Annotated in this window: 26 protein-coding genes and 3 pseudogenes; 23 read left to right on the forward strand and 6 right to left on the reverse strand. The window is 71.8% G+C overall.

All coding sequences use genetic code 11. From position 1 onward, the window contains the following. The first annotated feature begins 5 nt into the window (after window positions 1-5). The 3 genes from ACFY7E_RS10635 to ACFY7E_RS10645 are packed head-to-tail and all read left to right on the forward strand — an operon-like array spanning window position 6 to window position 3,199. Window positions 6-1,328, forward strand: coding sequence for a sensor histidine kinase (locus tag ACFY7E_RS10635; protein ID WP_389482969.1), 1,323 nt, complete (start codon window positions 6-8; stop codon window positions 1,326-1,328). Beyond that, on the forward strand, window positions 1,325-1,987 hold the full coding sequence (locus tag ACFY7E_RS10640) for a response regulator (protein WP_389482971.1): 663 nt from the start codon (window positions 1,325-1,327) through the stop codon (window positions 1,985-1,987). The genes ACFY7E_RS10635 and ACFY7E_RS10640 overlap by 4 nt, the downstream gene beginning before the upstream one ends. Before the next feature lie 9 nt (window positions 1,988-1,996). Beyond that, window positions 1,997-3,199, forward strand: coding sequence for a cytochrome P450 (locus ACFY7E_RS10645; RefSeq protein ID WP_389482972.1), 1,203 nt, complete (start codon window positions 1,997-1,999; stop codon window positions 3,197-3,199). 20 nt (window positions 3,200-3,219) lie between these two features. Here ACFY7E_RS10645 and ACFY7E_RS10650 read toward each other — a convergent pair. Next, window positions 3,220-3,627, reverse strand: a pseudogene (locus ACFY7E_RS10650) (ArsI/CadI family heavy metal resistance metalloenzyme); the annotation flags it as partial. Between the two features lie 85 nt (window positions 3,628-3,712). Here ACFY7E_RS10650 and ACFY7E_RS10655 point away from each other — a divergent pair. The 3 genes and pseudogenes from ACFY7E_RS10655 to ACFY7E_RS10665 all read left to right on the forward strand — a co-directional run. After that, entirely contained in the window at window positions 3,713-4,102 is a 390-nt protein-coding gene (locus ACFY7E_RS10655) for an ArsR/SmtB family transcription factor (protein ID WP_389482974.1), read from the forward strand. Beyond that, window positions 4,102-4,545, forward strand: a pseudogene (locus ACFY7E_RS10660) (aquaporin); the annotation flags it as partial. The gene ACFY7E_RS10655 and the pseudogene ACFY7E_RS10660, both read left to right, overlap by 1 nt. A 275-nt stretch (window positions 4,546-4,820) precedes the next feature. After that, window positions 4,821-5,288, forward strand: a pseudogene (locus tag ACFY7E_RS10665) (GNAT family N-acetyltransferase); the annotation flags it as partial. Between the two features lie 35 nt (window positions 5,289-5,323). On the opposite strand, the gene ACFY7E_RS10670 reads toward ACFY7E_RS10665, so the two are convergent. Then, the gene (locus tag ACFY7E_RS10670) at window positions 5,324-6,106 is read right to left on the reverse strand and encodes a diacylglycerol kinase (RefSeq protein ID WP_389482976.1); all 783 of its coding nucleotides are present in this window, start codon (window positions 6,104-6,106) and stop codon (window positions 5,324-5,326) included. A 144-nt stretch (window positions 6,107-6,250) separates the two neighbouring features. Between ACFY7E_RS10670 and ACFY7E_RS10675 the strand changes: the two genes are divergently transcribed. Further along, window positions 6,251-7,534: an adenylosuccinate synthase gene (locus ACFY7E_RS10675; RefSeq protein WP_356539291.1), complete on the forward strand. Its 1,284-nt coding sequence runs from the start codon at window positions 6,251-6,253 to the stop codon at window positions 7,532-7,534. A 73-nt stretch (window positions 7,535-7,607) separates the two neighbouring features. On the opposite strand, the gene ACFY7E_RS10680 is transcribed toward ACFY7E_RS10675, so the two are convergent. Next, window positions 7,608-9,161: a substrate-binding domain-containing protein gene (locus ACFY7E_RS10680; RefSeq protein WP_389482978.1), complete on the reverse strand. Its 1,554-nt coding sequence runs from the start codon at window positions 9,159-9,161 to the stop codon at window positions 7,608-7,610. A gap of 253 nt (window positions 9,162-9,414) precedes the next feature. Here ACFY7E_RS10680 and ACFY7E_RS10685 point away from each other — a divergent pair, with 253 nt between their 5' ends. The 5 genes from ACFY7E_RS10685 to ACFY7E_RS10705 all read left to right on the forward strand — a co-directional run bounded on the left by ACFY7E_RS10685 (window position 9,415) and on the right by ACFY7E_RS10705 (window position 13,375). Then, window positions 9,415-10,356 (forward strand): NADP-dependent oxidoreductase, encoded by a 942-nt coding sequence (locus ACFY7E_RS10685; RefSeq protein ID WP_389482980.1) that lies wholly within the window; start codon window positions 9,415-9,417, stop codon window positions 10,354-10,356. Between the two features lie 96 nt (window positions 10,357-10,452). Next, entirely contained in the window at window positions 10,453-10,656 is a 204-nt protein-coding gene (locus ACFY7E_RS10690) for a hypothetical protein (protein WP_389482982.1), read from the forward strand. 397 nt (window positions 10,657-11,053) lie between these two features. Beyond that, window positions 11,054-11,203 (forward strand): hypothetical protein, encoded by a 150-nt coding sequence (locus ACFY7E_RS10695; protein ID WP_389482985.1) that lies wholly within the window; start codon window positions 11,054-11,056, stop codon window positions 11,201-11,203. 161 nt (window positions 11,204-11,364) lie between these two features. Then, the gene (locus ACFY7E_RS10700) at window positions 11,365-12,309 is read left to right on the forward strand and encodes an FG-GAP repeat domain-containing protein (protein WP_389482988.1); all 945 of its coding nucleotides are present in this window, start codon (window positions 11,365-11,367) and stop codon (window positions 12,307-12,309) included. Window positions 12,310-12,484: 175 nt separating this feature from the next. Further along, window positions 12,485-13,375 (forward strand): glycoside hydrolase family 19 protein, encoded by an 891-nt coding sequence (locus ACFY7E_RS10705; RefSeq protein WP_389482991.1) that lies wholly within the window; start codon window positions 12,485-12,487, stop codon window positions 13,373-13,375. A gap of 7 nt (window positions 13,376-13,382) precedes the next feature. On the opposite strand, the gene ACFY7E_RS10710 is transcribed toward ACFY7E_RS10705, so the two are convergent. Then, window positions 13,383-13,622 (reverse strand): DUF397 domain-containing protein, encoded by a 240-nt coding sequence (locus tag ACFY7E_RS10710; RefSeq protein WP_389482993.1) that lies wholly within the window; start codon window positions 13,620-13,622, stop codon window positions 13,383-13,385. Beyond that, window positions 13,619-14,455 carry a Scr1 family TA system antitoxin-like transcriptional regulator gene (locus ACFY7E_RS10715; protein WP_389482995.1) on the reverse strand — a complete coding sequence of 279 codons (837 nt, stop codon included), beginning with the start codon at window positions 14,453-14,455 and terminating at the stop codon, window positions 13,619-13,621. Before ACFY7E_RS10715 ends, ACFY7E_RS10710 begins: the two co-directional genes overlap by 4 nt. Window positions 14,456-14,612: 157 nt before the next feature. On the opposite strand from ACFY7E_RS10715, the gene ACFY7E_RS10720 reads away from it, so the two are divergent. The 6 genes from ACFY7E_RS10720 to ACFY7E_RS10745 all read left to right on the forward strand — a co-directional run bounded on the left by ACFY7E_RS10720 (window position 14,613) and on the right by ACFY7E_RS10745 (window position 18,935). After that, complete coding sequence (locus tag ACFY7E_RS10720) at window positions 14,613-15,062, forward strand: hypothetical protein (RefSeq protein WP_389483373.1); 450 nt, start codon at window positions 14,613-14,615, stop codon at window positions 15,060-15,062. 197 nt (window positions 15,063-15,259) lie between these two features. After that, window positions 15,260-15,526 (forward strand): hypothetical protein, encoded by a 267-nt coding sequence (locus ACFY7E_RS10725; RefSeq protein ID WP_389482998.1) that lies wholly within the window; start codon window positions 15,260-15,262, stop codon window positions 15,524-15,526. Continuing rightward, on the forward strand, window positions 15,523-15,921 hold the full coding sequence (locus ACFY7E_RS10730) for a type II toxin-antitoxin system VapC family toxin (RefSeq protein ID WP_389483000.1): 399 nt from the start codon (window positions 15,523-15,525) through the stop codon (window positions 15,919-15,921). Before ACFY7E_RS10725 ends, ACFY7E_RS10730 begins: the two co-directional genes overlap by 4 nt. A 105-nt stretch (window positions 15,922-16,026) precedes the next feature. Next, the gene (locus ACFY7E_RS10735; RefSeq protein ID WP_389483003.1) at window positions 16,027-17,388 is read left to right on the forward strand and encodes an aspartate aminotransferase family protein; all 1,362 of its coding nucleotides are present in this window, start codon (window positions 16,027-16,029) and stop codon (window positions 17,386-17,388) included. Window positions 17,389-17,468: 80 nt separating this feature from the next. Further along, window positions 17,469-18,185 (forward strand): GntR family transcriptional regulator, encoded by a 717-nt coding sequence (locus ACFY7E_RS10740; protein WP_389483006.1) that lies wholly within the window; start codon window positions 17,469-17,471, stop codon window positions 18,183-18,185. Between the two features lie 96 nt (window positions 18,186-18,281). Further along, window positions 18,282-18,935, forward strand: a complete 654-nt coding sequence (locus tag ACFY7E_RS10745) for a hypothetical protein (protein WP_383436760.1) — start codon at window positions 18,282-18,284, stop codon at window positions 18,933-18,935. A 31-nt stretch (window positions 18,936-18,966) separates the two neighbouring features. Here ACFY7E_RS10745 and ACFY7E_RS10750 read toward each other — a convergent pair whose 3' ends face one another. Next, the gene (locus tag ACFY7E_RS10750) at window positions 18,967-19,722 is read right to left on the reverse strand and encodes an SLATT domain-containing protein (protein WP_389483375.1); all 756 of its coding nucleotides are present in this window, start codon (window positions 19,720-19,722) and stop codon (window positions 18,967-18,969) included. A gap of 374 nt (window positions 19,723-20,096) precedes the next feature. On the opposite strand from ACFY7E_RS10750, the gene ACFY7E_RS10755 reads away from it, so the two are divergent. The 5 genes from ACFY7E_RS10755 (at window position 20,097) to ACFY7E_RS10775 (ending at window position 24,363) form a co-directional block, all read left to right on the forward strand. Beyond that, window positions 20,097-20,432 (forward strand): YbaB/EbfC family nucleoid-associated protein, encoded by a 336-nt coding sequence (locus tag ACFY7E_RS10755; protein ID WP_365539404.1) that lies wholly within the window; start codon window positions 20,097-20,099, stop codon window positions 20,430-20,432. A gap of 104 nt (window positions 20,433-20,536) precedes the next feature. Beyond that, window positions 20,537-21,136 carry a recombination mediator RecR gene (gene recR, locus ACFY7E_RS10760; RefSeq protein ID WP_188271073.1) on the forward strand — a complete coding sequence of 200 codons (600 nt, stop codon included), beginning with the start codon at window positions 20,537-20,539 and terminating at the stop codon, window positions 21,134-21,136. A gap of 38 nt (window positions 21,137-21,174) precedes the next feature. Further along, entirely contained in the window at window positions 21,175-21,837 is a 663-nt protein-coding gene (locus tag ACFY7E_RS10765) for a DUF5063 domain-containing protein (RefSeq protein WP_389483010.1), read from the forward strand. A gap of 158 nt (window positions 21,838-21,995) precedes the next feature. Then, window positions 21,996-23,267 carry an aspartate kinase gene (locus ACFY7E_RS10770; protein ID WP_389483013.1) on the forward strand — a complete coding sequence of 424 codons (1,272 nt, stop codon included), beginning with the start codon at window positions 21,996-21,998 and terminating at the stop codon, window positions 23,265-23,267. Window positions 23,268-23,634: 367 nt separating this feature from the next. After that, a complete protein-coding gene (locus tag ACFY7E_RS10775) occupies window positions 23,635-24,363 on the forward strand; it encodes a SigE family RNA polymerase sigma factor (RefSeq protein ID WP_389483015.1) in 729 nt (242 codons plus the stop codon). Window positions 24,364-24,557 lie beyond the last annotated feature (194 nt).

Below are 24,557 nucleotides of genomic sequence, written 5' to 3' on the forward strand. Positions count from 1 at the left end.
GTACCGTGAACGGCGTGACTCAGACACAGACCCCCGGGACGAGCCGGGCCCCCGAGTTCCGCTTCGCCCAGGAGGCTCTCGGCGGGCTGCGGCGGGAACTCCTCGACGACGCCCTCGCCTACCGCCCGCTGTCACCCGTACAGGTGAACGCCAGGATCGCCCGCTTCCTGCCGAAGCGGATACGGGCGCGTGCGGGGTACTTCCCGCACGCGGTCGTCGCGTTCTGCGCCCTGATCGCCTTCGCCGGCGGGGTCGACCGGGCCGGGACCTCCTTCATACCGCTGCAACTCGCGGTCACCTTCGCCCCGGCCGCGATCGTCCTGCTCACCCTGGTCCGGCCGGTCCTCGCCTTCTGGGTCTCGCTCGGCTCCGCGCCCTTCCTCGGCGCCGCCACCGACTACGACGGCGGCTGGCCCTGGTCGGTGGCGACGTTCTTCACCCATCTGGTGGTCCTCGCCGTGGTCGCCGCCCGCACCCGGCCCCGCGCGGCGGCGTGGATGTGGGTGGTGACGGCGGGCTTCTGCCTCTTCACCGAGGTGTTCCTCGGCATCGGACGCGGCTCCAACTCCTTCCCGATGCTCTTCGTCTCGGCCCTCGTCCTGCTCACCGTCACCGTCTTCCAGATCCGCCGCCAGGCCCGCCGCGAGGTCACCGCCCAGCAGACGGTCACCGCGCAGGAGCGCTCGAAGCGGACGCTCCTGGAGGAGCGGACCACGATCGCCCGCGAGCTGCACGACGTCGTCGCCCACCACATGTCGGTGGTCGCGATCCAGGCGGAGGCCGCGCCGTACCGGGTCGAGAACCCGCCGCCGGAGCTGGAGCAGGCCTTCCTCACCATCCGGGAGAACGCGGTCGCCGCCCTGACCGAGCTGCGCCGCATCCTCGGGGTCGTCCGGGCCGAGGACTACGAGGCGCCCGACGCCCCGCAGCCGACCCTGGCCGACCTGGACGCGCTGGTCGCCAACGTGCGCGAGGCCGGCCTGGACGTGGAGAAGACGGTGACCGGCGCGGTGCGCGAGCTGCCGCAGGGCGTGGAGCTGTCCGCGTACCGGATCGTCCAGGAGGCCCTGTCGAACGTGCTGCGGCACGCGCCGGGCGCGGCGGCGAAGGTCGAGGTGTCGTACGTCCTCGGCGGTCTGGGCCTGCGCATCGCCAACGGCCCGGCGCGCGGCCTGGCGAAGCCGTCGCCGGGGGCGGGCCACGGGATCACGGGCATGCGGGAGCGTGTGACGATGCTGGGCGGTGAGATGACGGCCGGGGCGACCGACGACGGTGGCTACGAGGTGGCGGCCTTCGTCCCCGTGAGCCGTGAGGAGGCGGTGTCGTGATCCGGGTGCTGATCGTCGACGACCAGATGATGGTCCGGGAGGGCTTCTCGGTCCTGCTCGGCGCGATGCCGGACATCGAGGTCGTGGGGGAGGCGGTCAACGGCCGGGAGGCGATCGCCCAGGTGGCGGTCCTGCGCCCGGACGTGGTCCTGATGGACATCCGGATGCCGGAGCTGAACGGCATCGAGGCCACGCGGGAGATCGTCGCGGCCGACGCGGACGCGAAGGTGCTGGTCCTGACCACGTTCGACCTGGACGAGTACGTGTACCAGGCACTGCGGGCCGGGGCCTCCGGCTTCCTGCTCAAGGACGCCTCGGCCCGGCAGCTCGCGGACGGCGTCCGGGTCGTCGCGGCGGGCGAGGCGCTGCTCGCGCCGACCGTCACCAAGCGCCTGATCACCGAGTTCGCGAAGGCGCCGGGGTCCTCCCCGCGCCCGCCGGCGATGGCGCGGATCGGGGAGCTGACCGAGCGCGAGACGGAGGTCCTGGTGCTGATCGCGCAGGGCCTGTCGAACTCGGAGATCGCGGACCACCTGGTCGTCGCGGAGTCCACGATCAAGACGCATGTGAGCCGGATCCTGGTGAAACTGGGGCTGCGGGACCGGACGCAGGCGGCGGTGTTCGCGTACGAGGCGGGGCTGGTACGGGTCGGCGGGTAGCGTCCGTTCATGGACGCTCCCGTGGATGCCGCCGCGTACGACCCCCGGTCCCCGGAGTTCGTCGCCGACCCCTACCCCGCCTACGCCGCACTGCGGGCGGCGGGCCGGGCCCACTGGCACGAGCCGACGGGCCAGTGGCTGATCCCGCGCCACGAGGACGTCTCGGCCCTCCTCCGGGACCGGCGCCTGGGCCGTACGTACACGCACCGCTTCACGCACGAGGAGTTCGGCCGGGAGGCCCCGGACCCGGCGCACGAGCCCTTCCACACCCTGAACGACCACGGGCTCCTGGACCTGGAGGGCGCGGACCACGCCCGGATCCGCCGCCTGGTCTCGAAGGCGTTCACGCCGAGGACGGTGGAGAACCTGGCCCCGACGGTACGGCGCCTGGCCGCCGGCCTGGTCGGGGACCTGGTGGCGGCGGGCGGCGGCGACCTCCAGGCGCTGGTGGCGGAACCCCTGCCGGTCGCGGTGATCGCGGAGATGCTGGGGATCCCGGAGGAGGACGAGGGGCGGGACCGGCTGCGGCCCTGGTCGGCGGCGATCTGCGGGATGTTCGAGCTGAACCCGTCGGAGGAGACGGCGGGGCGGGCGGTGGAGGCGTCGCTCGAATTCTCGGCCTACCTCCGCGACCTGATCGCGAGGCGCCGCAGGACGCCCGGGGAGCACCTGATCACGGCCCTCCTCGCCGTCCCGGAACTGACGGAACAGGAGATGATCTCGACCTGCGTCCTCCTCCTGAACGCGGGCCACGAGGCGACGGTGAACACCACGGTCAACGGCTGGCGGATCCTCCTCCGGGAAGGCGTCCGTCCGTGCCTCGAAAACTTGTCCACAGCTGTGGAAGAAATCCTGCGCCACGACACCCCGCTCCAGATGTTCGAGCGCTGGGTCCTGGACGACATCGAACTCGACGGCCTGACCGTCCCCCGGGGCTCGGAGGTCGCCCTCCTCCTCGGCTCGGCCAACCGCGACCCGTCCCGCTTCGGCCCCACCGCCGACACCCTCGACCTCACCCGCCCCGACAACCCCCACCTCACCTTCGGCGCGGGCATCCACTACTGCCTGGGCGCCCCCCTGGCCCGCCTGGAACTGACGACGCTCTTCGACGAACTCCTGCGCCGGGCCCCGGGAATGCGACTGGTCTCGGAGCCGGCGCGGAAGCCGGGATATGCGATCAGGGGGTTCGAGGAGCTGGTGGTGGAGGTGTGAGGTGACACCTGGCTCGGGGCGCAGCAGGCGGGAGCCGCGTCCGTGGACCTGGTGAGGGTGCCGGCGTCGGCCTTCACCACGTAGACCTCCCAGGGCTCCTTGCCGGGGCCCGTGACCCAGACCTTGTCCTGGAGCGCGTAGCAGCAGGACGTGTCGTTCTCCTCGGCGGTGGTCAGGCCGGCGTCCTTCAGGCGGGTGGCGGCCGCGGCGACCCGGGCCGCGTCCTCGACCTCGACGCCGAGGTGGTCGAGCCGGGTGTCCTCGCCGGTGGCGCCCTCGATCAGGACGAGCTTGAGCGGCGGTTCGGCGACGGCGAAGTTCGCGTATCCGGGGCGGCGCTTGGCGGGTTCCACGCCGAAGAGCTTCGTGTAGAAGGCGACCGAGGCCTCCAGGTCGGCGACGCGCAGGGCGAGCTGGACACGGGACATGGCTGTCTCCTTGATTCGATTCTCATCGATGCAGCTGGGCGAGTTCGAGGTTGTCACCGGGATAGATGGCTGTCAATATCGATGCATGTCGAAATGGGAACTGCCCCTGGCCGAGCAGGACGAGACGGCGGCCTGCTGTTCGCCGATGGTCCGGGAGCCGCTGGACGAGGCGTCCGCCGTCGATCTGGCGAAGACGTTCAAGGCGCTGTCCGACCCGGTGCGACTGCGCCTGCTCTCGCTGATCGCCTCGCACGAGGGCGGCGAGGCGTGCGTCTGCGACCTCACCGGCCCGTTCGACGTCTCGCAGCCGACGATCTCCCACCACCTGAAGGTGCTGCGCGACGCCGGCCTGGTCGGCTCCGAGCGCCGGGGCACCTGGGTCTACTACTGGGTCCTGCCCACCGCCCTCGCCCGGCTCTCCTCGCTCCTGCGGGCCCCCTCCGACGCCGTGCCCGCCGCCGCCGGGACGCCCTGATGGAAGCGCCGCTGCGGCGCCGCGCGCTCGCCGAACTGGTGGGCACGGCCGCCCTCGTGGCCGTCGTCGTGGGCTCCGGGATCCAGGCTGCCGAGCTGACCCAGGACGTCGCCGTCCGGCTGCTCGCCAACGCCCTCGCCACCGTCTTCGGCCTCGGCGTGCTCATCGCCCTGCTCGGCCCGGTGTCCGGCGCCCACTTCAACCCGGCGGTGACCCTGGCCGTCTGGTGGGCCGGCCGCCGCGACGGGACCGGGCCGACACCGCGCGACGTCGCGGCCTACCTGCCCGCGCAGACGGCCGGAGCCGTCGGCGGCGTGGTCCTGGCGAACGCCATGTTCGCCGGCCCCCTCGTCTCCCTCTCCGCCCACGACCGGTCCGCCGGCCACCTGTGGCTCGCCGAGACCGTCGCGACCGGAGGGCTCGTCCTCCTGGTCCTCGGGCTCGGGCGCACCGGACAGCGGCACCTCGGCCCGGTGCTGGTCGCCTCCTACATCGGGGCGGCCTACTGGTTCACCTCGTCCACCAGTTTCGCCAACCCGGCCGTCACCGTCGGCCGCGCCTTCTCCGACACCTTCGCGGGCATCGCCCCCGCCTCCGTACCGCCCTTCGTCACGGCTCAGCTCCTGGGCGCCGGAGCCGCGGTCGTCCTGGCCACCGCCCTCTTCGGCCGTACTCCGGAGGCCGGCCGTACTTACGGACCTCCGACGTGGTCGTCACGATGGGCTGCGAGCACGCCGACCGGGTCCTGGAGATCTACCGGCTCGGCATCGCGACCGGGCACGCCACCTTCGAGACCGCCGCGCCCGCCTGGCCCGAGTTCGACGCCTCCCGCCTGCCGGACCACCGCATCGTCGCCGTGGACCGGGCGGGCGACGTCGTCGGCTGGACCGCCGTCACCCCCGTCTCGGACCGCCGCGCCTACGCGGGCGTCGTCGAGCACTCCGTCTACGTGCACCCCGACGCCCGCGGCCGGGGCGTCGGCCTCACCCTGCTCACCGCCCTGCTCGCCTCCACCGACGCGGCCGGCGTCTGGACCGTCCAGTCCGGGATCTTCCCCGAGAACACCGCCGGCCTGGCCCTGCACCACCGGGCGGGCTTCCGCACCGTCGGCACCCGCGAACGCCTCGGCCGTCACCACGGCACCTGGCGCGACGTCCTCCTGCTCGAACGCCGCAGCCCGACCGTCGGGACCGGACGGCACCCGCTCTGGGAGAGCGGTGCTCACACCCCCGGCAGCCTCAACCCCCACGCCCCCTCCCGTACCGTCCACGTCCGCCGTCGCACCGGGCCCGACAGGCGGCCGTCCGCGCGGTAGCGGAAGTCGGGGCCCGAGACGGTGAGGGTGTGGGCGGTCGCGCGGCGGGGCGGGGACGACGGAGGGTGGACGGTCACCTCGGCCGCGCCGGCGACCGAGCGGGCCGTCAGGGCCTCCAGGGGGGCGTCCACGTCCGCGAGGAGGACGCCGTCGGCCTCCACCCGCAGGGGGTGGAGCCGGACCGCCGGGGGCACCAGGGTGCGGACCAGGGAGCGGCAGGTGCCCCAGACCGACGGGGCCGCCGGGGCCGGGACCGGGACGGCCGGGACCAGGAGGTCCCCGAGGACGACGCCGTCGCTGTCGTCCACCAGCAGGTCCAGGCGGCGCACCGCCCCGCCCAGGGCCGCCCGCGCCGCCGCCGGCGTGGAGCGCGGCACGCCGAGCGCGTGGGCCACCTCCACGGCCTCCGGAGCCCCGATCGGCACCAGGGCGAGGGCCCCCTCCGCCAGCTCCCGCTCGCGGTGCAGCAGCGTCACCGCGCGCAGCAGGGCGCGGTCGTCCCCGAGCAGCACGGGGCGCCGGGAGCCGCGCCGGGCCAGGGCCCGGGAGAATTCCTCCGGGCCGTCCGGCAGGCATATCTTCGCCTCCGCTCCGGCGGACAGGACATCCTTCGCGATCCGTACGGACTCGCCGTCGCTTCGGCGGGCGACCGGGTCGACGATGACCAGCAGCTGGTCGTGATCCGACACCTCGGTCCTTCCTCGGGTAGCATCTTTGTGCAAGAGCCCCTTGCGCTATTGCGCCAGGGGCTTCGTCTATTCCGGGGCACCACCGGTGAGGCGGCGTACGCCCCCTGACCTTGGACATGCCCCACCCGGAAGGGGTGTACGCCTGTGCCCGCACTTGTGCTGCTCGGTGCTCAGTGGGGTGACGAGGGCAAGGGAAAGGCCACCGACCTGCTCGGTGGATCCGTCGACTATGTGGTGCGCTACCAGGGCGGCAACAACGCCGGCCACACGGTCGTCGTCGGCGACCAGAAGTACGCGCTGCATCTTCTCCCTTCCGGAATCCTCTCGCCGGGGTGCACCCCGGTGATCGGAAACGGTGTCGTCGTCGACCCGGCGGTCCTGCTCTCCGAGCTGAGTGGGCTGAACGAGCGCGGCGTCGACACGTCGAAGCTCCTGATCAGCGGCAACGCCCACCTGATCACCCCGTACAACGTCACCCTCGACAAGGTGACGGAACGGTTCCTCGGCAAGCGCAAGATCGGCACCACGGGCCGGGGCATCGGCCCGACCTACGCCGACAAGATCAACCGCGTCGGCATCCGGGTCCAGGACCTGTACGACGAGTCGATCCTCACCCAGAAGGTCGAAGCGGCCCTGGAGGGGAAGAACCAGCTCCTCGCCAAGCTGTACAACCGGCGGGCCATCGAGGCCGAGCAGATCGTCGAGGAGATGCTCCAGTACGCGGAGCAGATCAAGCCGTTCGTGGCCGACACCACCCTGATCCTCAACAACGCGCTGGACGAGGACAAGGTCGTGCTCTTCGAGGGCGGCCAGGGCACCCTGCTCGACGTCGACCACGGCACGTACCCCTTCGTCACCTCCTCGAACCCGACCGCCGGCGGCGCCTGCACCGGCACCGGCGTGGGCCCGACGAAGATCAGCCGGGTCATCGGCATCCTCAAGGCGTACACGACCCGTGTCGGCGCCGGTCCGTTCCCGACCGAGCTGTTCGACCAGGACGGCGAGGACCTGCGCCGCATCGGCGGCGAGCGCGGCGTCACCACCGGCCGCGACCGCCGCTGCGGCTGGTTCGACGCGGTCATCGCCCGCTACGCCACCCGCGTCAACGGCCTGACCGACTTCTTCCTCACCAAGCTGGACGTGCTCACCGGCTGGGAGCAGATCCCGGTCTGCGTCGCGTACGAGATCGACGGCAAGCGCGTCGAGGAGCTGCCCTACTCGCAGACCGACTTCCACCACGCGAAGCCGGTCTACGAGATGCTGCCGGGCTGGTCCGAGGACATCACCAAGGCCAAGACCTTCGCCGACCTGCCGAAGAACGCGCAGGCCTACGTGAAGGCCCTGGAGGAGATGTCGGGCGCCCCGATCTCCGCCATCGGCGTCGGCCCCGGCCGCACCGAGACGATCGAGATCAACTCCTTCCTGTAGGCACGGGGGCCTTCCTCCGGTCACGGGAGTACGGGTGAGGGCCCGCCCCCGGTCACCACCGGGGTGCGGGCCCTCACCCGTCCCCGCAGATCCTCAGCCCCCTGGGGGTGGCGCAGGGCAGGTGTCCGTGGACGCGGACCACGTCCTGGCCGGCGCCCCGGGTGAGGTAGGCGAGGAAGCCGGCCGTCAGGGAGTCGATCGGCGGCTCGCCCCAGGTGTAGGCGTACTCGATCTCCCGGTACGGGTAGCCGGACGCGCCCAGCTCGTCCACGTTCGCCGCGCGTCCGTCGATCGCGATCCGGCGCACGCCCTTCAGGGCGCTGGCCGCGCGCAGTTCGCTGTAGCCGAGGGCGCCGGGGAGGCGGGCGACGGTGTCCAGGACCTGTTCGGTGGAGTCGAGTTCGCACCGGATCACCCTCGCCTCGGCGTCGTCGCGGTGCTCGCAGTCGCGGGAGGAGTGGGCCGGTTCGTTGCGGCCGAGGACCCGGCGCTGGAAGACCTCCCTGGTGCCGGAGTTGGCGTCCCGGCTCACCAGCAGGATCGGCAGCCGGGGGCCGCCGACCGCGCTCCAGTCGGTGATCTCGCCCCGGTAGATCCGGCGGATCCGGTCCAGGCTCAGGTCGTCCACGGGGACGTCGGCGTGGACGACGAGGGTGAAGAGGGAGACGGCGACCATGCTCTCCCGCAGCTTCGGATAGCCGCCGGGCTTGCGCCCGTCGGAGAGGGCGACGACGGCGGGGGACCCCTTGCCGCCCTTCCCGCCCTTCGCGCCGGCGGCGGCCAGCTCCCGTATCCCGGCGGTCGAGCCGTGCGCGTCCACGATCACCGTCGCGCCCGCGCAGTCCTTCTCGTACTTCTTCGCCAGCTCCCGTACGACGGGGGCGAAGGCCGTCGAGCCGGTGACCGTGAGGGTGCCCCGGGCGCAGCCCATCGGCGGCGGGACCTCCTCCCGGACGATGATCGCGGCGAGGGCGACCACGCAGGCGGTGAGGACGACGGTGACGGTCCGCGCGACCCCGCTGAAGACGGGCGCCTCGTCGTCGGGGGTGGTGCTGTGGTTGACGTGGACGTGGCCCTCGGCGATGTTCCCGTCGACCGTGACGGGGCTGCCGATCGGGCCGCCGCCGAGCAGGACGAGCAGCTTGTAGTGGGCGCCCCGGTTGAGCGGGACCTTCGGCAGCAGGACGCTGGTGGCGCCCTCGGCGGGGCCCGTCCAGGTGTCGGGGAAGTGGCTGAGGAGGCGGGGGTGGTCGGGGGCGGTGACGACGACCGCCTTCACGTGCCGCCCCTCGAACTCGACGGTCAGACCGTGGTCGTCGCCGTCCGTGTAGTGGTCGGAGGTGACGGACAGGGCCCCGTCGTTCTCGATCCTGAGCAGGACGAGGGTGGCGTCCGCCAGGTCGGGACTCGCGTTGAAGAAGCCGCGCCGCACGGCCACGCCGGGGCCCGCGCCCGTGACGGCGCTGTGCGCCGTGCCGCCGCCGATGGCCGTGTCGAGCTGGACGCGGTAGCCGATCCGCCGCTGGTGCGGCACCCGCCGCTCGTACCAGACGGCGCCGGCCGAGACGAGGACGCCGAGGAGGGCGGTGAACACGGCGATGAGGTTCTCAGCGGTGAGCCATTCCACGCGCGCGACGGTACGCACGCGTGTGCGGGTCGGTGGGGGACGTCGCCGCCCGTCACCAGGAGTTCTCCCTTCCGCAAGCCGGACTGCGAGCGCCTCCCTCCTCAGGTGTCGCGCGGGCGGGTCATCAGCGGTTGCCGGGGCCGGGGAGCCTCTGTGTAATGGCCACGAGGGGGCTTCCGTACGAGGAGTACACGAGCAGTGCCGAGCAGGACCAGGCACCACCTGGCAGGACCGAGCAGTGCAGGAGCACCCCATGCGCGTCGTCGAAGTGATCTCCTACGGCGGACCCGAGGTCCTCAGGATCGCCAACCGTCCCGAGCCGGAGGCCGGTGACGTCCCGGGCCGGGTGCGCGTACGGCTCAAGGCCGCCGCCGTGCACCAGGCGGACCTGCGGATCCGCTCCGGGCGGTGGGCCGCCTTCCTGGGCGAGCTGGCCCCGCCCTTCGTCCTCGGTTTCGACTTCGCGGGCGTGCTCCTGGACGCCGCGCCCGGCCTCCCCGAGGGGACCCGGGTGGCCGGGTTCATCCCCTGGGTGACGGAGGGGACGGGTGAGGGCTCGTACGCGGAGGTGATCCGCGCCGACCCCGAGTGGCTGGCGCCGATCCCCGAGGACATGGAGTTCACCACGGCCGCCTCGGTGCCGCTCTCCGCCCTCGCGGCCTACCAGGCCGTCGACCTCCTGGACCTTCCCGGAGGCTCCCCGGTGCTGGTCAGCGGGGCCGGCGGGGTGGTGGGCCGGTTCGCCGTCCAGCACGCCGCCGCCGCGGGGTACCGGGTGATCGTCCTCGCCGACGAGGACGACCGGTACGAGCTGCTGAAGCTCGGCGCCGAGGAACTCGTCCCGCGCGGCGACCCGGCGGACGTCGTCGCCAAGGTGCGGGCCCACGTCCCGGAGGGGGTCGCGGCCGTCCTGGACGCCGCGCTCATCGGCGCCCCGCTGCTGCCCGCCCTGCGGGACGGCGGGACCTTCGTCTCGGCCTCCGGCGAGCGGCTGCCGGACCGGGTCCGGGACATCGACGTCACCGCGATCCGGCCCCGCCCGGACGCCGCGCGCCTGAAGGCGATCCTGGACGGCGTCGCCGCCCGCGAGCTGACCACCAGGACGGCGGACATCGTCCCCCTGGCGTCCGTCGCCGAGGCCCACCGCCGCGCGGAGGCGGGCCACCGGCCGGGCCGGATCGTGCTGCTGATCTGACCTCCCCGCCTTCTGGATCCGACTCCCGCCCTCTGGATCCGGGTCCCGCTTCGGCCTGCGCCGCATGACGCCCCCCTGCGGCGGGAGAGCTCCGCCGTGGCGAAGCTCGACCTGTGTCTGTCCCGGCTGAGCGGTGACGCGTTCGGGGAGCACGTCGGGGCCGACCGCCTGACCGTTCCGCAGGTGGCGGAGCACATCGCCGCCTCGGCCGGGCCGCGCCTCGCGCCCGACACCGGCGGCGCGCTGCGGGCGCGTCTGCGGCGGACGGCGACCGGGCTCCGGCACATCCGGTCCGACTGAGCGACGCACCCCGGGTCCGCCGTCGCCCCCGTTGAGGCCTCCGGGGTTCCCGGGGCGGGAGAAAAAATGGAGAACACCTTTCCGAAGATTTTGTGAGAGAGTCTCAGCTGACGGCGGTCGCCACGCGCACCGCCGATCAGGAACGTCCCGGGGGGGATTTTCATGAGCATCAAGCGGAACCGGCGTGCCTTCGAGGGCGCGCCCACGACCTCGGCCGTCGCCGCGGGCCCCTTCGCGCGGGCCGCGCGAAGAACGGCGACCCGGGGGCCGGAGTAACACGAGTGACCGTCGGGACGGGGGGCTCCCATGTGTCCCGTGTTGCTCATGTGAGAATCTTTCGTACGACCGGCGGCCCGCCTCACACGCCGCCGACGAGAACCACCGCGGGGGACCTTCCATGACCATCGACCGACGCCGGCGCGTGCCAGGGCGCGCGCCCGTCGCCATCGCCGTCGCCGCGGTGACCACCGCCGACCGTGACCGCCCGGCCCCGCTCGACGGGACGGCCGGGACCGGCACCGGCTCCCAGAACCTCACCCTCCACTGAAACCCGGCGGATCCGGCCCGGTGGGCACTCCGGGGCACCACGCGCCCCGCCCCACCGGGCGTGCCGGACCGCCGAACGCACCACACATCACACCGCTCCGGGCCGGCACACCGCCCGGAGCGTCCGAGAAACATTCGATGAGCATCCCAGGGGGGATCTCCATGAAGATCAACCGAGGCCGTCGCGCGCTCAAGGGCGCGTTCGTCGCCACCGCCGTCGCCGTCGCCGCTGCGACCGCCGCCGGCACCGCCTTCGCCACCGGCGCGCCCGTCGGGCCCGGCCGGGCCGTCGCCGAGGCCAAGAACGAGTTCCAGCCCGAGAGCACCGCGCGGGTGGGCGCCTTCGACGCCCAGGACGAGATCCTCGACGCGCCCATCTTCGTCATGAACGGCATCCACAAGAGGACCGGGGAGTACCACTTCTTCGGCCCCAACGGCACCGGCGGCTTCGACGCCAGCCTGAACTTCGGGCCCGCCGAGCCGGGCACGGTCGACATGATCGATTTCGACCTGGACCAGGACAACCTCGCCGACGGCAGCTGGACCCTCTTCAAGAACGGGACCCTGAGGTTCGACGGGATCATCGGCGAGGAGTTCGTCCAGAAGCAGGTCGGCAAGGGCTGGAACATCTACCCGACGGTCTTCTCGCCGGGCAGCATCGGCGGCGCCGCGCAGTACGACCTCCTCGCGATCGACACGGCCGGCACGCTGTGGAGCTACCTCTCCTACCCGGACGGGCGCCTCACCGCCCGCACCAAGGTCGGCGGCGGCTGGACCATCTACAACCAGGTCGCCGGTCTCGGTGACCTGACGGGCGACGGCAAGGCCGACGTCGTGGCCCGCGACAAGGCCGGTGTCCTGTGGCTGTACAAGGGCACGGGCAACTACAAGGCCCCCTTCACCGCCCGCACCCAGATCGGTGGCGGCTGGAACACGTTCGACCGCATCCTGTCCACGGGCGACCTCGACCTCGACGGCAAGGTGGACCTGATCGCCCGCAAGTCGAACGGCGAGCTGTACCGCTACTCGGGCACGGGTTCGGCCGCGGCCCCGTTCGCGAAGGCCGTCAAGATCGGCACCGGCTTCCAGAACTTCAACCTGCTGTAAGCGAGTTGGCGTTGCCGTGAGCAACGGGCCCGGAGTGGACGGTTCTCGTCCGCCCCGGGCCCTTCCGTTTGCCGCCCCCTGTCACGATTTCTGGTCTAGACCTTGACAGGTCCAGACCAATCGCGATTCGCTGGCCCTTCCCGAACCCGGATTCCCCCACCCGGAAGGACGAGCGATGCTCCGTAAGCTGCTCACCCTGTTCGCCGCGCTCTGTACGGCCGTGGGCCTGGCCGTACTGCTCCCCGCGGCCTCGGCAGGGGCGGCTCCCGCCTGCGTGACGGCGTGGAACTCCTCCACGGTCTACACCGGCGGCAAGACCGCCTCGTACAACGGCCACAACTGGTACGCGAAGTGGTGGACGCAGAACGAGCGCCCCGGCTCCTCGGACGTCTGGCGCGACGAGGGCTCCTGCGGCACCGGCGGCGGTGACGACGGCGGCCAGACCAACGGCTTCGTGGTCTCCGAGGCCCAGTTCAACCAGATGTTCCCGAACCGGAACCCGTTCTACACGTACGCGGGCCTGGTCAACGCCCTCAAGTCGTACCCGGCCTTCGCCAACACCGGCAGCGACACGGTGAAGAAGCAGGAGGCCGCGGCCTTCCTCGCCAACGTCTCCCACGAGACCGCCGGGCTCTACTACATCGTCGAGCAGAACACGGCCAACTACCCGCACTACTGCGACGCCGGGAAGCCCTACGGCTGCCCCGCCGGCCAGGCCGCTTACTACGGCCGCGGCCCGATCCAGCTCTCCTGGAACTTCAACTACAAGGCGGCCGGTGACGCCCTCGGCATCGACCTCCTGAACAACCCCTGGCGCGTCGAGCAGGACCCGGCCGTCGCCATGGCCACCGGCCTCTGGTACTGGAACACCCAGAACGGCCCCGGCACGATGACCCCGCACAACGCCATGGTCAACGGCGCGGGCTTCGGCGAGACGATCCGCTCGATCAACGGCACCCTGGAGTGCAACGGCGGCAACCCGGCCCAGGTGCAGAGCCGGGTCACCAAGTACCAGCAGTTCACCCAGATCCTGGGCGTCCCGACCGGCGCGAACCTGTCCTGCTGACGGTCGGTTAGCTCTGCCAGGCGACGAACTGGCTCCACGCGGCGGGCTCCACGGCGAACGTGGGCCCGCCGTCGTGCTGCTTGGAGTCACGGAGGTGGACGGCGTGCGCGCAGGACGCGACCTCGACGCAGTTGCCGCCACTGCTGTCGCTGTACGAGGACTTGTGCCAGTCGAAGGCGACCTCGACGCAGTCGCCGCCGTTGTCATTGCTGTAACTGGACTTGAACCAGTGCAGGGTGCTGCTCATGTTCCCTCTCCCGCCAACCGCTCGATGAGGCCCAGTGAGGCACGAGGGTCCAGGGCCTGTGCCCGGATCTTCGCATAACGCTGGGCGTACGTACTCACCTTCACGGGGTCGGTGATCAGCACGCTTTCGTCCTGGACCTCCAGGTAGACGAGCCGGGTGTGCTCGTCGGTCTCGACCAGGTTCATCATGCCTCGGGCTCCAGCGTTCTCTCCGCTCAGGCCGACGTCCAGGGGCAGAACCTGGATCGTGACGTTCTTGCGCCGAGCGCACTCCAGCAAGTAGCGGTACTGCTCCCGCATGATCTCCTCGCTGCCGTACTTCCGCAGCAGTGCCGCCTCGTCCAGGATCAGTTCGATCAGCCGCAGCGGCTTCTTGTCGAAGATCGCCTTGCGGTCCATTCGAGCCTTGACCAGCTCCTCGACCCGTTCCTCCGTGGGCGTTGGATACCCGCCCGCGATCTGCGCCCGTGCGTACGGCTCCGTCTGGAACAGTCCGTGGATGTTGGGGGCCGAGTACAGGCACAGGCTCAGGGCCGTCTGCTCGATCTGCGCGTAGTCCCGGAACAGCTCCGGCAGCTTCTCCAGCCGTACGAGCGGACGCATCTCCGCGAAGATGCCCGTGCCGCCGCCCAGCGCCCCCTCCAGCTGCACCATCATGCCGTCGCTCACCGGCTGGGCCAGCGTCTCCAGGGCGCTGATCGCCGCCCCCGTGTAGCCCATACGGGACCCGAGCTGTTCCTGTGTCAGCCCTTCCTTGATGCGCATTCGCTTGACCAGAGTGGCCACCATCCGCGCCACCGGGCCAGCCGTTTCCTTGTTCTCCGCTCGCGCCATTCGCGATCCCCAATCGAACTCAACCGGACTCAACCGGTCTCAACTGTTCCCCGCCGAATTCAACTCCCTGTGGGGCGCGTTGGCGCAGGTCAAGCACTTACCGACGCACCGTCAGCAGTCGTGGAAAACGCTAGCGTCGGCGCGGGAACATGTCTCCGTGATTGAAGAGAATCGGGAAGTAGAAGTGGGCTGGATTCCAGTTTCCGGATTCCAGCTTCGTAAGGCCGGCGTACAATTCGACGCCGTTCGAGTGGATGGTGAGGACGGGCGTCGGCTGGCCGACTGGATGGAGGCGCTCACCGGCGGTGATCCGGGACCGGTCGTCATCGAGGCGAACGGGCGGCGCGGGGTCTACTTCCTGGTGCCGCCGGGGACGACGGCCCACAAGGCGTGGCCGCGCGGGGTGACCCGCTTCAACGCGGGACCGGCGCACGTGAGCTACGTACCGGTGCCCGCGCTGACCGGACGGACCTGGCCGCTCGCGTGGCGGTGTCCGCCGTCGGGGCCCGACCGGTTCGTGCACCCGCTGCTCCTGCGGAGGGTCGTCACGGAGCTGCTGGAGCGCCCGCGCCCACTGCTTCCGGTGCAAAGCCCTCCAGGGCCGTGAGGGCCCGGGAGAGCCGCTCCAGGACCCGTACGTCGAACGCCTCCTGCCCGCCCAGCTCCCGCAGGAGCAGTGCGGCGGACCGCCGCCCGGCCCTGCTCCGTGAGGGCGAGGAGCTTGGCGCGGGCGATCCCCGGGGTCGGTAAGGGCGTGGAGGCGAGCGGGTTGCTTGCATGCAGATTTGCATGCAGCATGGGTGCATGGTTGCACTGCAGATTCGTGACGTACCGGAGGACATGCGGGACCGGCTCGCGGCCATAGCGGGCGAGCGCGGCCAGTCCTTGCAGGCGTACCTCTTCGACCTGCTCAGTGACGAAGTGCGGCGCCGTGACAATCTGGCCGTCATCGAGGGGTTCTCCGCCGGTCGTTACCGGGCGCGGCTCGACACCGCCGACGTGCTGGACGCCCTGCGGACCGGACGCGAGGAACGTGACGCCGCCCTCGGTGTGCCGGAGGGCGGCGAGTGATCGTCGTCGACGCGTCCGTCTTCGCGTTCTCCCTGCTCGACCAGGGCGGCATCGGGGATCGCTGCCGCGCCGCCCTCGCCGCCGACGCCCGATGGATCGCTCCGGAGCACTGGATGGTCGAGGTGCTGTCGGTGATCCGGGGCAACCTGCTCGGCGGAAAGATCTCGAAGGAGCACGCGGAGGACGCCGTCGCCGCCCTCGGGCGGCTGGAGCCCGTCGTCCCGCTGTCGCGTGTCCTCCTGCCCCGGATGTGGGAGCTGCGGGGGAACCTCACCGCCTACGACGCCGCCTACGTCGCCGCGGCGGAGGCGTACGGCTGTGCTCTGGTCACCGCCGACGGGCGTCTGGCCCGCGCCTCCGGCATCCGTTGCCCCGTGGAGGCCGTCGTCCTCTGAGCCGTACCGGGCACGACCGGGAGAGCAACGTGTCGCGTCCCTCCCGGTCTCGGTGGACAAGATGGCCATGGCCCTTCCCACCTGCGATTCCTTACCCTCGGCCGCATGACCCCTCATGCCGCACCCGATCCGCAGGCCGGCGCCGCCGTCAAGGCCGCCGACCGTGCCCACGTGTTCCACTCCTGGTCCGCCCAGGGCCTGATCGACCCGCTCGCCGTCGCCGGCGCCGAGGGTTCGTACTTCTGGGACTACGACGGCAACCGCTACCTCGACTTCACCAGCGGTCTCGTCTACACCAACATCGGCTACCAGCACCCCAGGGTCGTCGCCGCGATCCAGGAGCAGGCCGGGAAGCTCGCCACCTTCGCGCCCGCCTTCGCCGTGGACGTCCGCTCCGAGGCCGCACGCCTCATCGCCGAGCGCACCCCGGGCGACCTGGACAAGATCTTCTTCACCAACGGCGGCGCCGAGGCCGTCGAGAACGCCGTCCGCATGGCCCGTCTGCACACGGGCCGCACGAAGGTGCTCTCCGCCTACCGCTCGTACCACGGCGCCACCTCCACCGCGATCAACCTGACCGGCGACCCGCGCCGCTGGGCCTCCGACACCGGCTCCGCGGGCGTCGTGCGCTTCTGGGCGCCGTTCCTCTACCGCTCGCCCTTCTACGCCACCACCGAGGCGGAGGAGTGCGCGCGGGCCCTCCAGCACCTGGAGGACACGATCGCCTTCGAGGGTCCGGCGACCGTCGCCGCGCTCGTCCTGGAGACCGTCCCCGGCACCGCCGGCATCATGACCCCGCCGCCCGGCTACCTCGCCGGCGTGCGCGAGATCTGCGACAGGTACGGCATCGTCTTCGTCCTGGACGAGGTCATGGCCGGCTTCGGCCGCACCGGAAAGTGGTTCGCCGCCGAGCACTTCGACGTCGTGCCCGACCTGATGACCTTCGCCAAGGGCGTGAACTCCGGCTACGTGCCGCTCGGCGGCGTCGCCATCAACGCCGAGATCGCCGCCACCTTCGACAAGCGCCCGTACCCCGGCGGCCTGACCTACTCCGGTCACCCGCTGGCCTGCGCCGCCGCCGTCGCCACCATTCGGGTGATGGAGGACGAGAAGGTCGTCGAGCACGCCGCGCACATCGGCGAGACCGTCCTCGGCCCCGGCCTGCGCGAACTGGCCGAACGCCACCCCTCGGTGGGCGAGGTCCGCGGCCTCGGCGTCTTCTGGGCGCTCGACCTGGTCAGGAACAGGGAGACCCGCGAGCCGCTCGTCCCGTACAACGCGGCCGGCGAGGCCAACGCCCCCATGGCCGCCTTCGCCGCCGCCGCGAAGAAGCACGGCCTGTGGCCCTTCGTGAACATGAACCGCACCCACGCCGTCCCCGCCTGCAACGTCTCCGAGGCGGAGGCCAAGGAGGGCCTCGCGGCCCTGGACGCGGCCCTCTCGGTGGCCGACGAGCACACCGCGTAAGCGCTGGTACGAGCCGTACCGGAGAGGTCCCCTCCGTCTGGACTAGGGTGTCCGGAGCCGGACGGAGGGGACCCACCACCATGCCCGCGAGCGGAGGCGTCACCCGCAGCACCCTGCGACAGCAGATCGCGGACGCGCTGCGTGACGAGGTGCTCGCGGGCCGTCTCGAGGCCGGGCGGGAGTTCACCGTCAAGCAGATCGCCGAGCAGTACGGCGTCTCGGCCACGCCCGTCCGCGAAGCCCTCGTGGACCTCTGCGCGCAGGGGCTCCTCGACTCCGACCAGCACCGCGGCTTCCGCGTCCACCGGTACTCCGTGGACGACTACCGGCGGATGGTCGAGGCCCGCATGCTCGTCGTCGAGGGCATCTTCCGCCGTCGCGCTACCACCCTCCCGCCCCCGCCCCCGGCCCCCGAGCCCGGCATCGGGGTCGTGCTCGTCTCCGTGCGCCGCCGGGGCGAGGCCGCCGCGCGCGCGGCCCGCGCCGGGGACCTGGACGTCCTCGTCGGCTACGACATCCGCTACTGGCGCGAGCTGGGGCGCCTGGTCGCCGCCAACGACCACCTCGCGGACTTCCTGCACCGGCTCCGCGTCCAGGCCTGGGCCTTCTCCGTCCCCCACCTGCGCTCCGAGCGGGACCTCCTGGGCCGGCTGTGGAGCGGGCACGTGGACCTGATCGACGCGATCACCCGCGGCGACGCGGAGGCCGCCGTGACGGTCGTGCGGGAGTACAACGCGCACGCGCTGGAATGGGCGGACGGGCTGGAGCGGCGGGGAGAGCGGGGACCGGCGGGTTGAGGGGGCGCCTCCGGGGGCAGGTCCTCAGCGGGTGGGCGTGGTCGGACGATCCGACTACCCTGGCCGTCCCTGCAACTGACGGAGAGCGAGCCTCCCTTGGCCTGTGACCTGTGGCTGGTCCCCCTCGTCGACGTGCTGTGCCACAGCCCCGACAACCCCTTCGCCGAAGAGATCGCCGCCTACGACGCCGTCCTCAGCGCCTCGGGCCTGCCGACCGTGCCCGTCTACGCGTACATGCCGGGGCTCTCCGGCGACGTCGCCCCGGTCGCCGGGTTCGACTACGAGGCCCTGCACTTCCTGCGCCGCGCCTACCTGCTCCAGGTGCACGGCCTGCCGGTCGAGCCGGTCGGCGAGCTGGGCGGGGACTACGAACAGCTCCTGGAGATGTTCGAGGCGACCGCCCAGCAGTCGCACCTGGTCTGGCACTACGACCACGCGGGCGCGTACGTGCCGGTCGACTTCCCGGCGCCGCTCGCCAGCGACGAGCTGCTGGAGGGCGGCGGACCGCTCGGCTCCTCGCACGGGCTGCTGCGGGAACTCCAGTTCGTGGCGCCCTCGATCGGCATCGACCCGGCGAACCCGCCGGCCGCCCCGCTGCCGCCGGAGCGGCCGACCGCCCTGGAGGAGCCGGCCGTCGGCCCCTCCCCGCACGACCAGGGGCCCTTCGCCCGGGAGCGCCACGTGTGGCTGGGGCTGCACGCGGCGGCGACCCGGAGCCTGGCCCAGGGCTCGATGATCATCCTGAGCTGATCTTCGCGGGCCCGGCGCCCCCGGAGAGGCCTCAGCGGGCCTCCGGGGGCCGCTGGCGCGGCATGTTCGGGCGGGTGCCCGGCGGCAGCGGGAAGCGGCCGCTCACGGGCTGGACGCTCTCGGGCCGGGACGGCACCACGCCGACCGACTGGAGCGCGAGCGGCGCCGGACCCGAGCGGAACTCGACCATCCAGTCGGCGGTCTCCGCCCGTACCAGCTCCGTCACGTCCTCCGAGAAGCGGCGCAGCACGCCGAGACAGCGCTCGGCCGCCTCGCTCGCGGTGCCCTCCGTGGGCCCGAGGACCTCCCGGACGCTCTCCGAGGCCCAGTCGAACTGGAGCACCTGGAGCCGCCGCTGCACCGCCTGCGCCGTCGCCACGTCCCGCATCCAGCCCGACGTCACCCCGAAGTACCGGTCGCAGGCCATGCACGCGGCGCCGAGCAGCAGCGACAGATAGCCCCAGCCGGCCGTGCCCGCGGCGACCCCGGTCAGGTCGAGCAGCGGCAGCGCGGCGCCCGCGGTCACCCCGACGGTGGTGCCGACGCGCAGGAGGCGGGCGGCGCGGCGTTTCCAGACCCGGTCGGACAGGTACCACTCGGCGGTGCGCAGGGCGTTCGCCTCCACCCAGCGGTACAGCTCGTCGAGCCGCTCGGCCGGCTCGCCCCAGTCCCCCAGGGGGAAGGGTCTGCCGGCCAGGTCGCGGCCGCTCGCGCCGCGGCCGGCCGGGCCGGGACGGCCGGTCGACCCGGGGTGGACGTCTCCCCCGGGGTGCCCCGGTGGCTGCATCTCCGGCTGCTGGCTCACCGGGGGACTCCTCTGTTCGGCTCAGCGCCTCCGCTCGGCTCGGCGCTCGTGTCGCTCGTGTCCTTCTGGGACATGCGGTGCACGTGGTGCCTGCCCTTCCTACCGCCGAATGGAGGGCGGCGGGCCCGGAATCCCAGGATTTCCGCCCGCAAGAGGGTGTTGATCAGGTAGAGGAGCCCGCGATTTCTCACCTGAAAGAGTGGTGGAGGCAGCGCAGGCGGGGACCACGTAGGCTCGGCGTACCGAGTCAGACATATGGACCGTACGTACCGACCGGACGCGCGGACCGTACGTACCGACCGGACATGCCGACCAGACGTCCAGACCGGACGACGTACCGACCCTCAGGAGTGACCGTGATTCCCGGTGGTGGCCAGCCCAACATGCAGCAGCTTCTCCAGCAGGCCCAGAAGATGCAGCAGGACCTCGCCAGGGCGCAGGAGGAGCTCGCGGCGACCGAGGTCGACGGACAGGCGGGCGGCGGCCTGGTCCGGGCGACCGTGACCGGCTCCGGCGAGCTGCGCGGCCTGGTGATCGACCCCAAGGCGGTCGATCCGGAGGACACCGAGACGCTGGCCGACCTGATCGTGGCCGCCGTGCAGGCCGCCAACGACAACGCGCAGCAGCTCCAGCAGGCCAAGCTGGGCCCGCTGGCCCAGGGCATGGGCGGCCTGCCGGGCCTCGGCCTCTGAGACCCGCCGGCGGGGCCCGTCCACGGCACCCCCTCCGTTGGGCTCCCCAGGCCCGGCCCCAGCCACTACCGTAAGAATCAAGCACCCCCGAGAAGGGCGTTCCGTTGTACGAAGGCGTGGTTCAGGACCTCATCGACGAACTGGGCAGGCTGCCCGGCGTCGGTCCCAAGAGCGCGCAGCGGATCGCCTTCCACGTCCTCCAGGCGGAGCCGACGGACGTCCGCCGGCTCGCGCACGCGCTCCTGGAGGTCAAGGAGAAGGTCAGGTTCTGCGCGGTCTGCGGCAACGTGGCACAGCAGGAGCAGTGCAACATCTGCCGGGACCCGCGCCGGGACCTGACCGTCATCTGCGTGGTCGAGGAGCCCAAGGACGTCGTGGCGATCGAGCGGACGCGGGAGTTCCGCGGCCGCTACCACGTCCTCGGCGGCGCGATCAGCCCCATCGAGGGCGTCGGCCCGGACGACCTGCGCATCCGCGAGCTGCTCGCGCGGCTCGCGGACGGCACGGTCACCGAGCTGATCCTCGCGACCGACCCGAACCTGGAGGGCGAGGCCACCGCGACGTACCTGGCGCGGATGATCAAGCCCATGGGCCTGCGGGTCACCCGGCTCGCGAGCGGTCTCCCGGTCGGCGGCGACCTGGAGTACGCGGACGAGGTGACCCTGGGCCGCGCCTTCGAGGGCCGGAGGCTGCTGGATGTATGACGACCTGGGGCGTGTGTTGCTCCGAGGAAGGCGGCTCGATGTCTGACCCCACACTGCACTCCGTCACGCAGGACCCCGACGACTTCGCGGTCCAGATCGCCGACTCCATCGAGAGCTTCATCGTCGCGACCACCGAGGTGGCCAAGGGCGACGAGCCGGGCAGCACGGTCCCCTTCCTGCTCCTGGAGGTCTCCCAGCTCCTTCTGGCGGGCGGGCGGCTCGGCGCCCACGAGGACATCCTCCCGGACGAGCGGTACGAGACGGACACCGGTCCGGAGCCGGACGCGGACGACCTGCGCGAGCGGTTCGCCGCCCTCCTGGAGCCGGTCGACGTCTTCTCGGAGGTCTTCGACCCGTACGAGCCCCGCAAGGCCCCGGTCCCGGCCCGGATCTCCGACAACCTGGCCGACGTCGTCGCCGACCTGAGCCACGGCCTGGCCCACTACCGGGCGGGCCGGACCAGCGAGGCCCTGTGGTGGTGGCAGTTCTCGTACTTCTCCAACTGGGGGCCGACCGCCTCGGCCACCCTCCGCGCCCTCCAGTCCCTCGTCGCCCACGTCCGCCTCGACCAGCCCCTCGCGGCCCTGGACGGCCTCGACACGGACGAGGACATGGCCGAGGACGACCTCGCGGAGGAGGCGGGACTGGTGATGATCCGGGAGATCGCGGGGCCGCTGGGGCTGCGGTCGCTCAAGCGCTGAGGGCCCGGCCGGGCGGACCGTTCGGGGCATTTCGGTCGGGTGATCACCTGCTGAGCGGCTCGTCTCACCATGCGATACCTCGTAGGCGTTTTCGAGTCGCTCGATAGACTGAGCCGATCGCAGCGCCGGCTGCGGCACAGACTGAGCGAGGAGCGCACGTGGGCCTTGTCGTGCAGAAGTACGGAGGCTCCTCCGTTGCCGATGCCGAAGGCATCAAGCGCGTCGCCAAGCGGATCGTGGACGCCAAGAAGAACGGCCACCAGGTGGTCGTCGTGGTTTCCGCGATGGGCGACACGACGGACGAGCTGATCGATCTCGCCGGACAGGTATCCCCGATTCCTTCCGGCCGCGAATTCGACATGCTGCTGACCGCCGGGGAGCGGATCTCCATGGCCCTGCTGGCCATGGCGATCAAAAACCTGGGCCACGAGGCCCAGTCCTTCACGGGCAGCCAGGCCGGTGTCATCACCGACTCGGTCCACAACAAGGCGCGCATCATCGATGTCACGCCGGGCCGGATCCGCACCGCCCTCGACGAGGGCAACATCGCCATCGTCGCCGGCTTCCAGGGCGTGTCCCAGGACAAGAAGGACATCACCACGCTGGGCCGCGGCGGCTCGGACACCACCGCCGTGGCGCTCGCCGCCGCGCTCGACGCCGAGGTCTGCGAGATCTACACCGACGTCGACGGCGTCTTCACCGCCGACCCGCGCGTGGTGAAGAAGGCGAAGAAGATCGAGTGGATCTCCTTCGAGGACATGCTGGAGCTCGCCGCCTCCGGCTCCAAGGTGCTGCTGCACCGCTGCGTCGAGTACGCGCGCCGCTACAACATCCCGATCCACGTCCGGTCGTCCTTCTCCGGACTCCAGGGCACGTGGGTCAGCAACGAACCGACAGGGGACTCCAAGGTGGAGCAGGCCATCATCTCGGGTGTCGCCCACGACACCTCCGAGGCGAAGATCACCGTCGTCGGCGTGCCGGACAAGCCGGGCGAGGCCGCGGCCATCTTCCGCGCCGTCGCGGACGCCGAGATCAACATCGACATGATCGTCCAGAACGTGTCCGCCGCCTCCACCGGCCTCACGGACATCTCCTTCACCCTCCCCAAGGCCGAGGGCCGCAAGGCCATCGACGCCCTGGAGAAGGCGAAGGACGCGATCGGCTTCGACTCGCTGCGCTACGACGACCAGATCGGCAAGATCTCACTCGTCGGCGCCGGCATGAAGACCAACCCGGGCGTCACCGCCGACTTCTTCCGGGCGCTCTCCGACGCGGGCGTGAACATCGAGCTGATCTCGACCTCCGAGATCCGCATCTCGGTCGTCACCCGCGCCGACGACGTCAACGAGGCCGTGCGCGCCGTCCACACCGCCTTCGGTCTGGACAGCGACTCGGACGAGGCCGTGGTCTACGGCGGCACCGGGCGCTGACTCCGCCCGGTCCCTCCCGGCCTCCCGGCCCTTCTCACCTCTCCCCCCGCACGGCGGCCCCCGGCCGTCCGCGCGGGGGGAGTCGTGTGTCACGGATTTGTGCGATCTGTGGACGAGCTGTGAGCAAATAGGTGTCAGATAACCCTTGAACTGCGGTGATGTCCTGGACGACGATGCACTTCCCCCTTGCTGCAACCAGTAGTTGAGCGGGGCGCGTCTCCGTGGACACCCATGGGCGTGTGGCGCCGGGCGCGCTGGGGAAGCGGGGCATCGGGGGAGAACGGTTACGCATGAGGACGAACAACCCGCCGTCGAAAACGACGGCGAGCGCGTACAACCCTGCCGGGGGTAGGCGTGTCCAACAGGCGTGGCAGAGGTACTCGACATCGCGACCATCGCCCCGCCGCGCGGCGCGGGCACGGCGTTGCTCCCCGTACGGAGCGGCGTCGCCGGCCCCGTGCGCGGCCCCGTCGTCGCCCCCTTCAGGCGGCCGCGGGCCCTCGGCGGAATGCCGGTGATCGCCCCCGTGCCCACCGACTCCCGGCCTCCCCGGGTGAAAGGCATCCCGTCGCCCCGCACGAGCGACGAGGACGTCCCGGCCGTCGGCACCACCGTCGACCACCTGACCGAGACCTACCGCGCCCACTACCGGTCGCTCCTCGGCCTCGCCGCGCTGCTCCTCGACGACACGGCCTCCTGCGAGGACGTGGTCCAGGAGGCGTTCATCCGCGTCCACTCGGCCCGCAAGCGGGTCCGTGAGCCGGAGAAGACGCTCGCCTACCTGCGCCAGACCGTCGTGAACCTCTCCCGGTCCGCGCTGCGCCGCCGCATCCTCGGCCTCAAGCTGCTCTCGAAGCCGATGCCGGACATGGCCAGCGCGGAGGAGGGGGCGTACGACCGGCTGGAGCGCGACGACCTGATCAAGGCGATGCGCGGGCTCCAGCGGCGCCAGCGCGAGGTCCTCGTCCTGCGGTACTTCGCGGACATGACCGAGGTCCAGGTCGCCGAGACGCTGGGGATATCCCTGGGCTCGGTGAAGGCGTACGGCTCGCGGGGCGTCGCGGCACTGCGCGTCGCCATGGGAGCGACGTCGTGAGCGGGGCGCGTGGCGAGAGGGGCAGGACCCCCGAGGAGCGGACCTCCGCCGAGGACGCGGTGACCCCCGGGGGCCGCGAGACCACCGAGGACGGCACACCGCCCGGGGACCACGCCGAGGAGCGCGGGGAGCCCGGAGAGGCCGGGGAGCCCGAGGAACGCGGGGGGCGCGGGGCGGAGGCCGGGGAGTCCGGG

The sequence above is a fragment of the Streptomyces sp. NPDC012825 genome (assembly GCF_042900925.1).
In the GTDB taxonomy this organism is placed as follows: domain Bacteria; phylum Actinomycetota; class Actinomycetes; order Streptomycetales; family Streptomycetaceae; genus Streptomyces.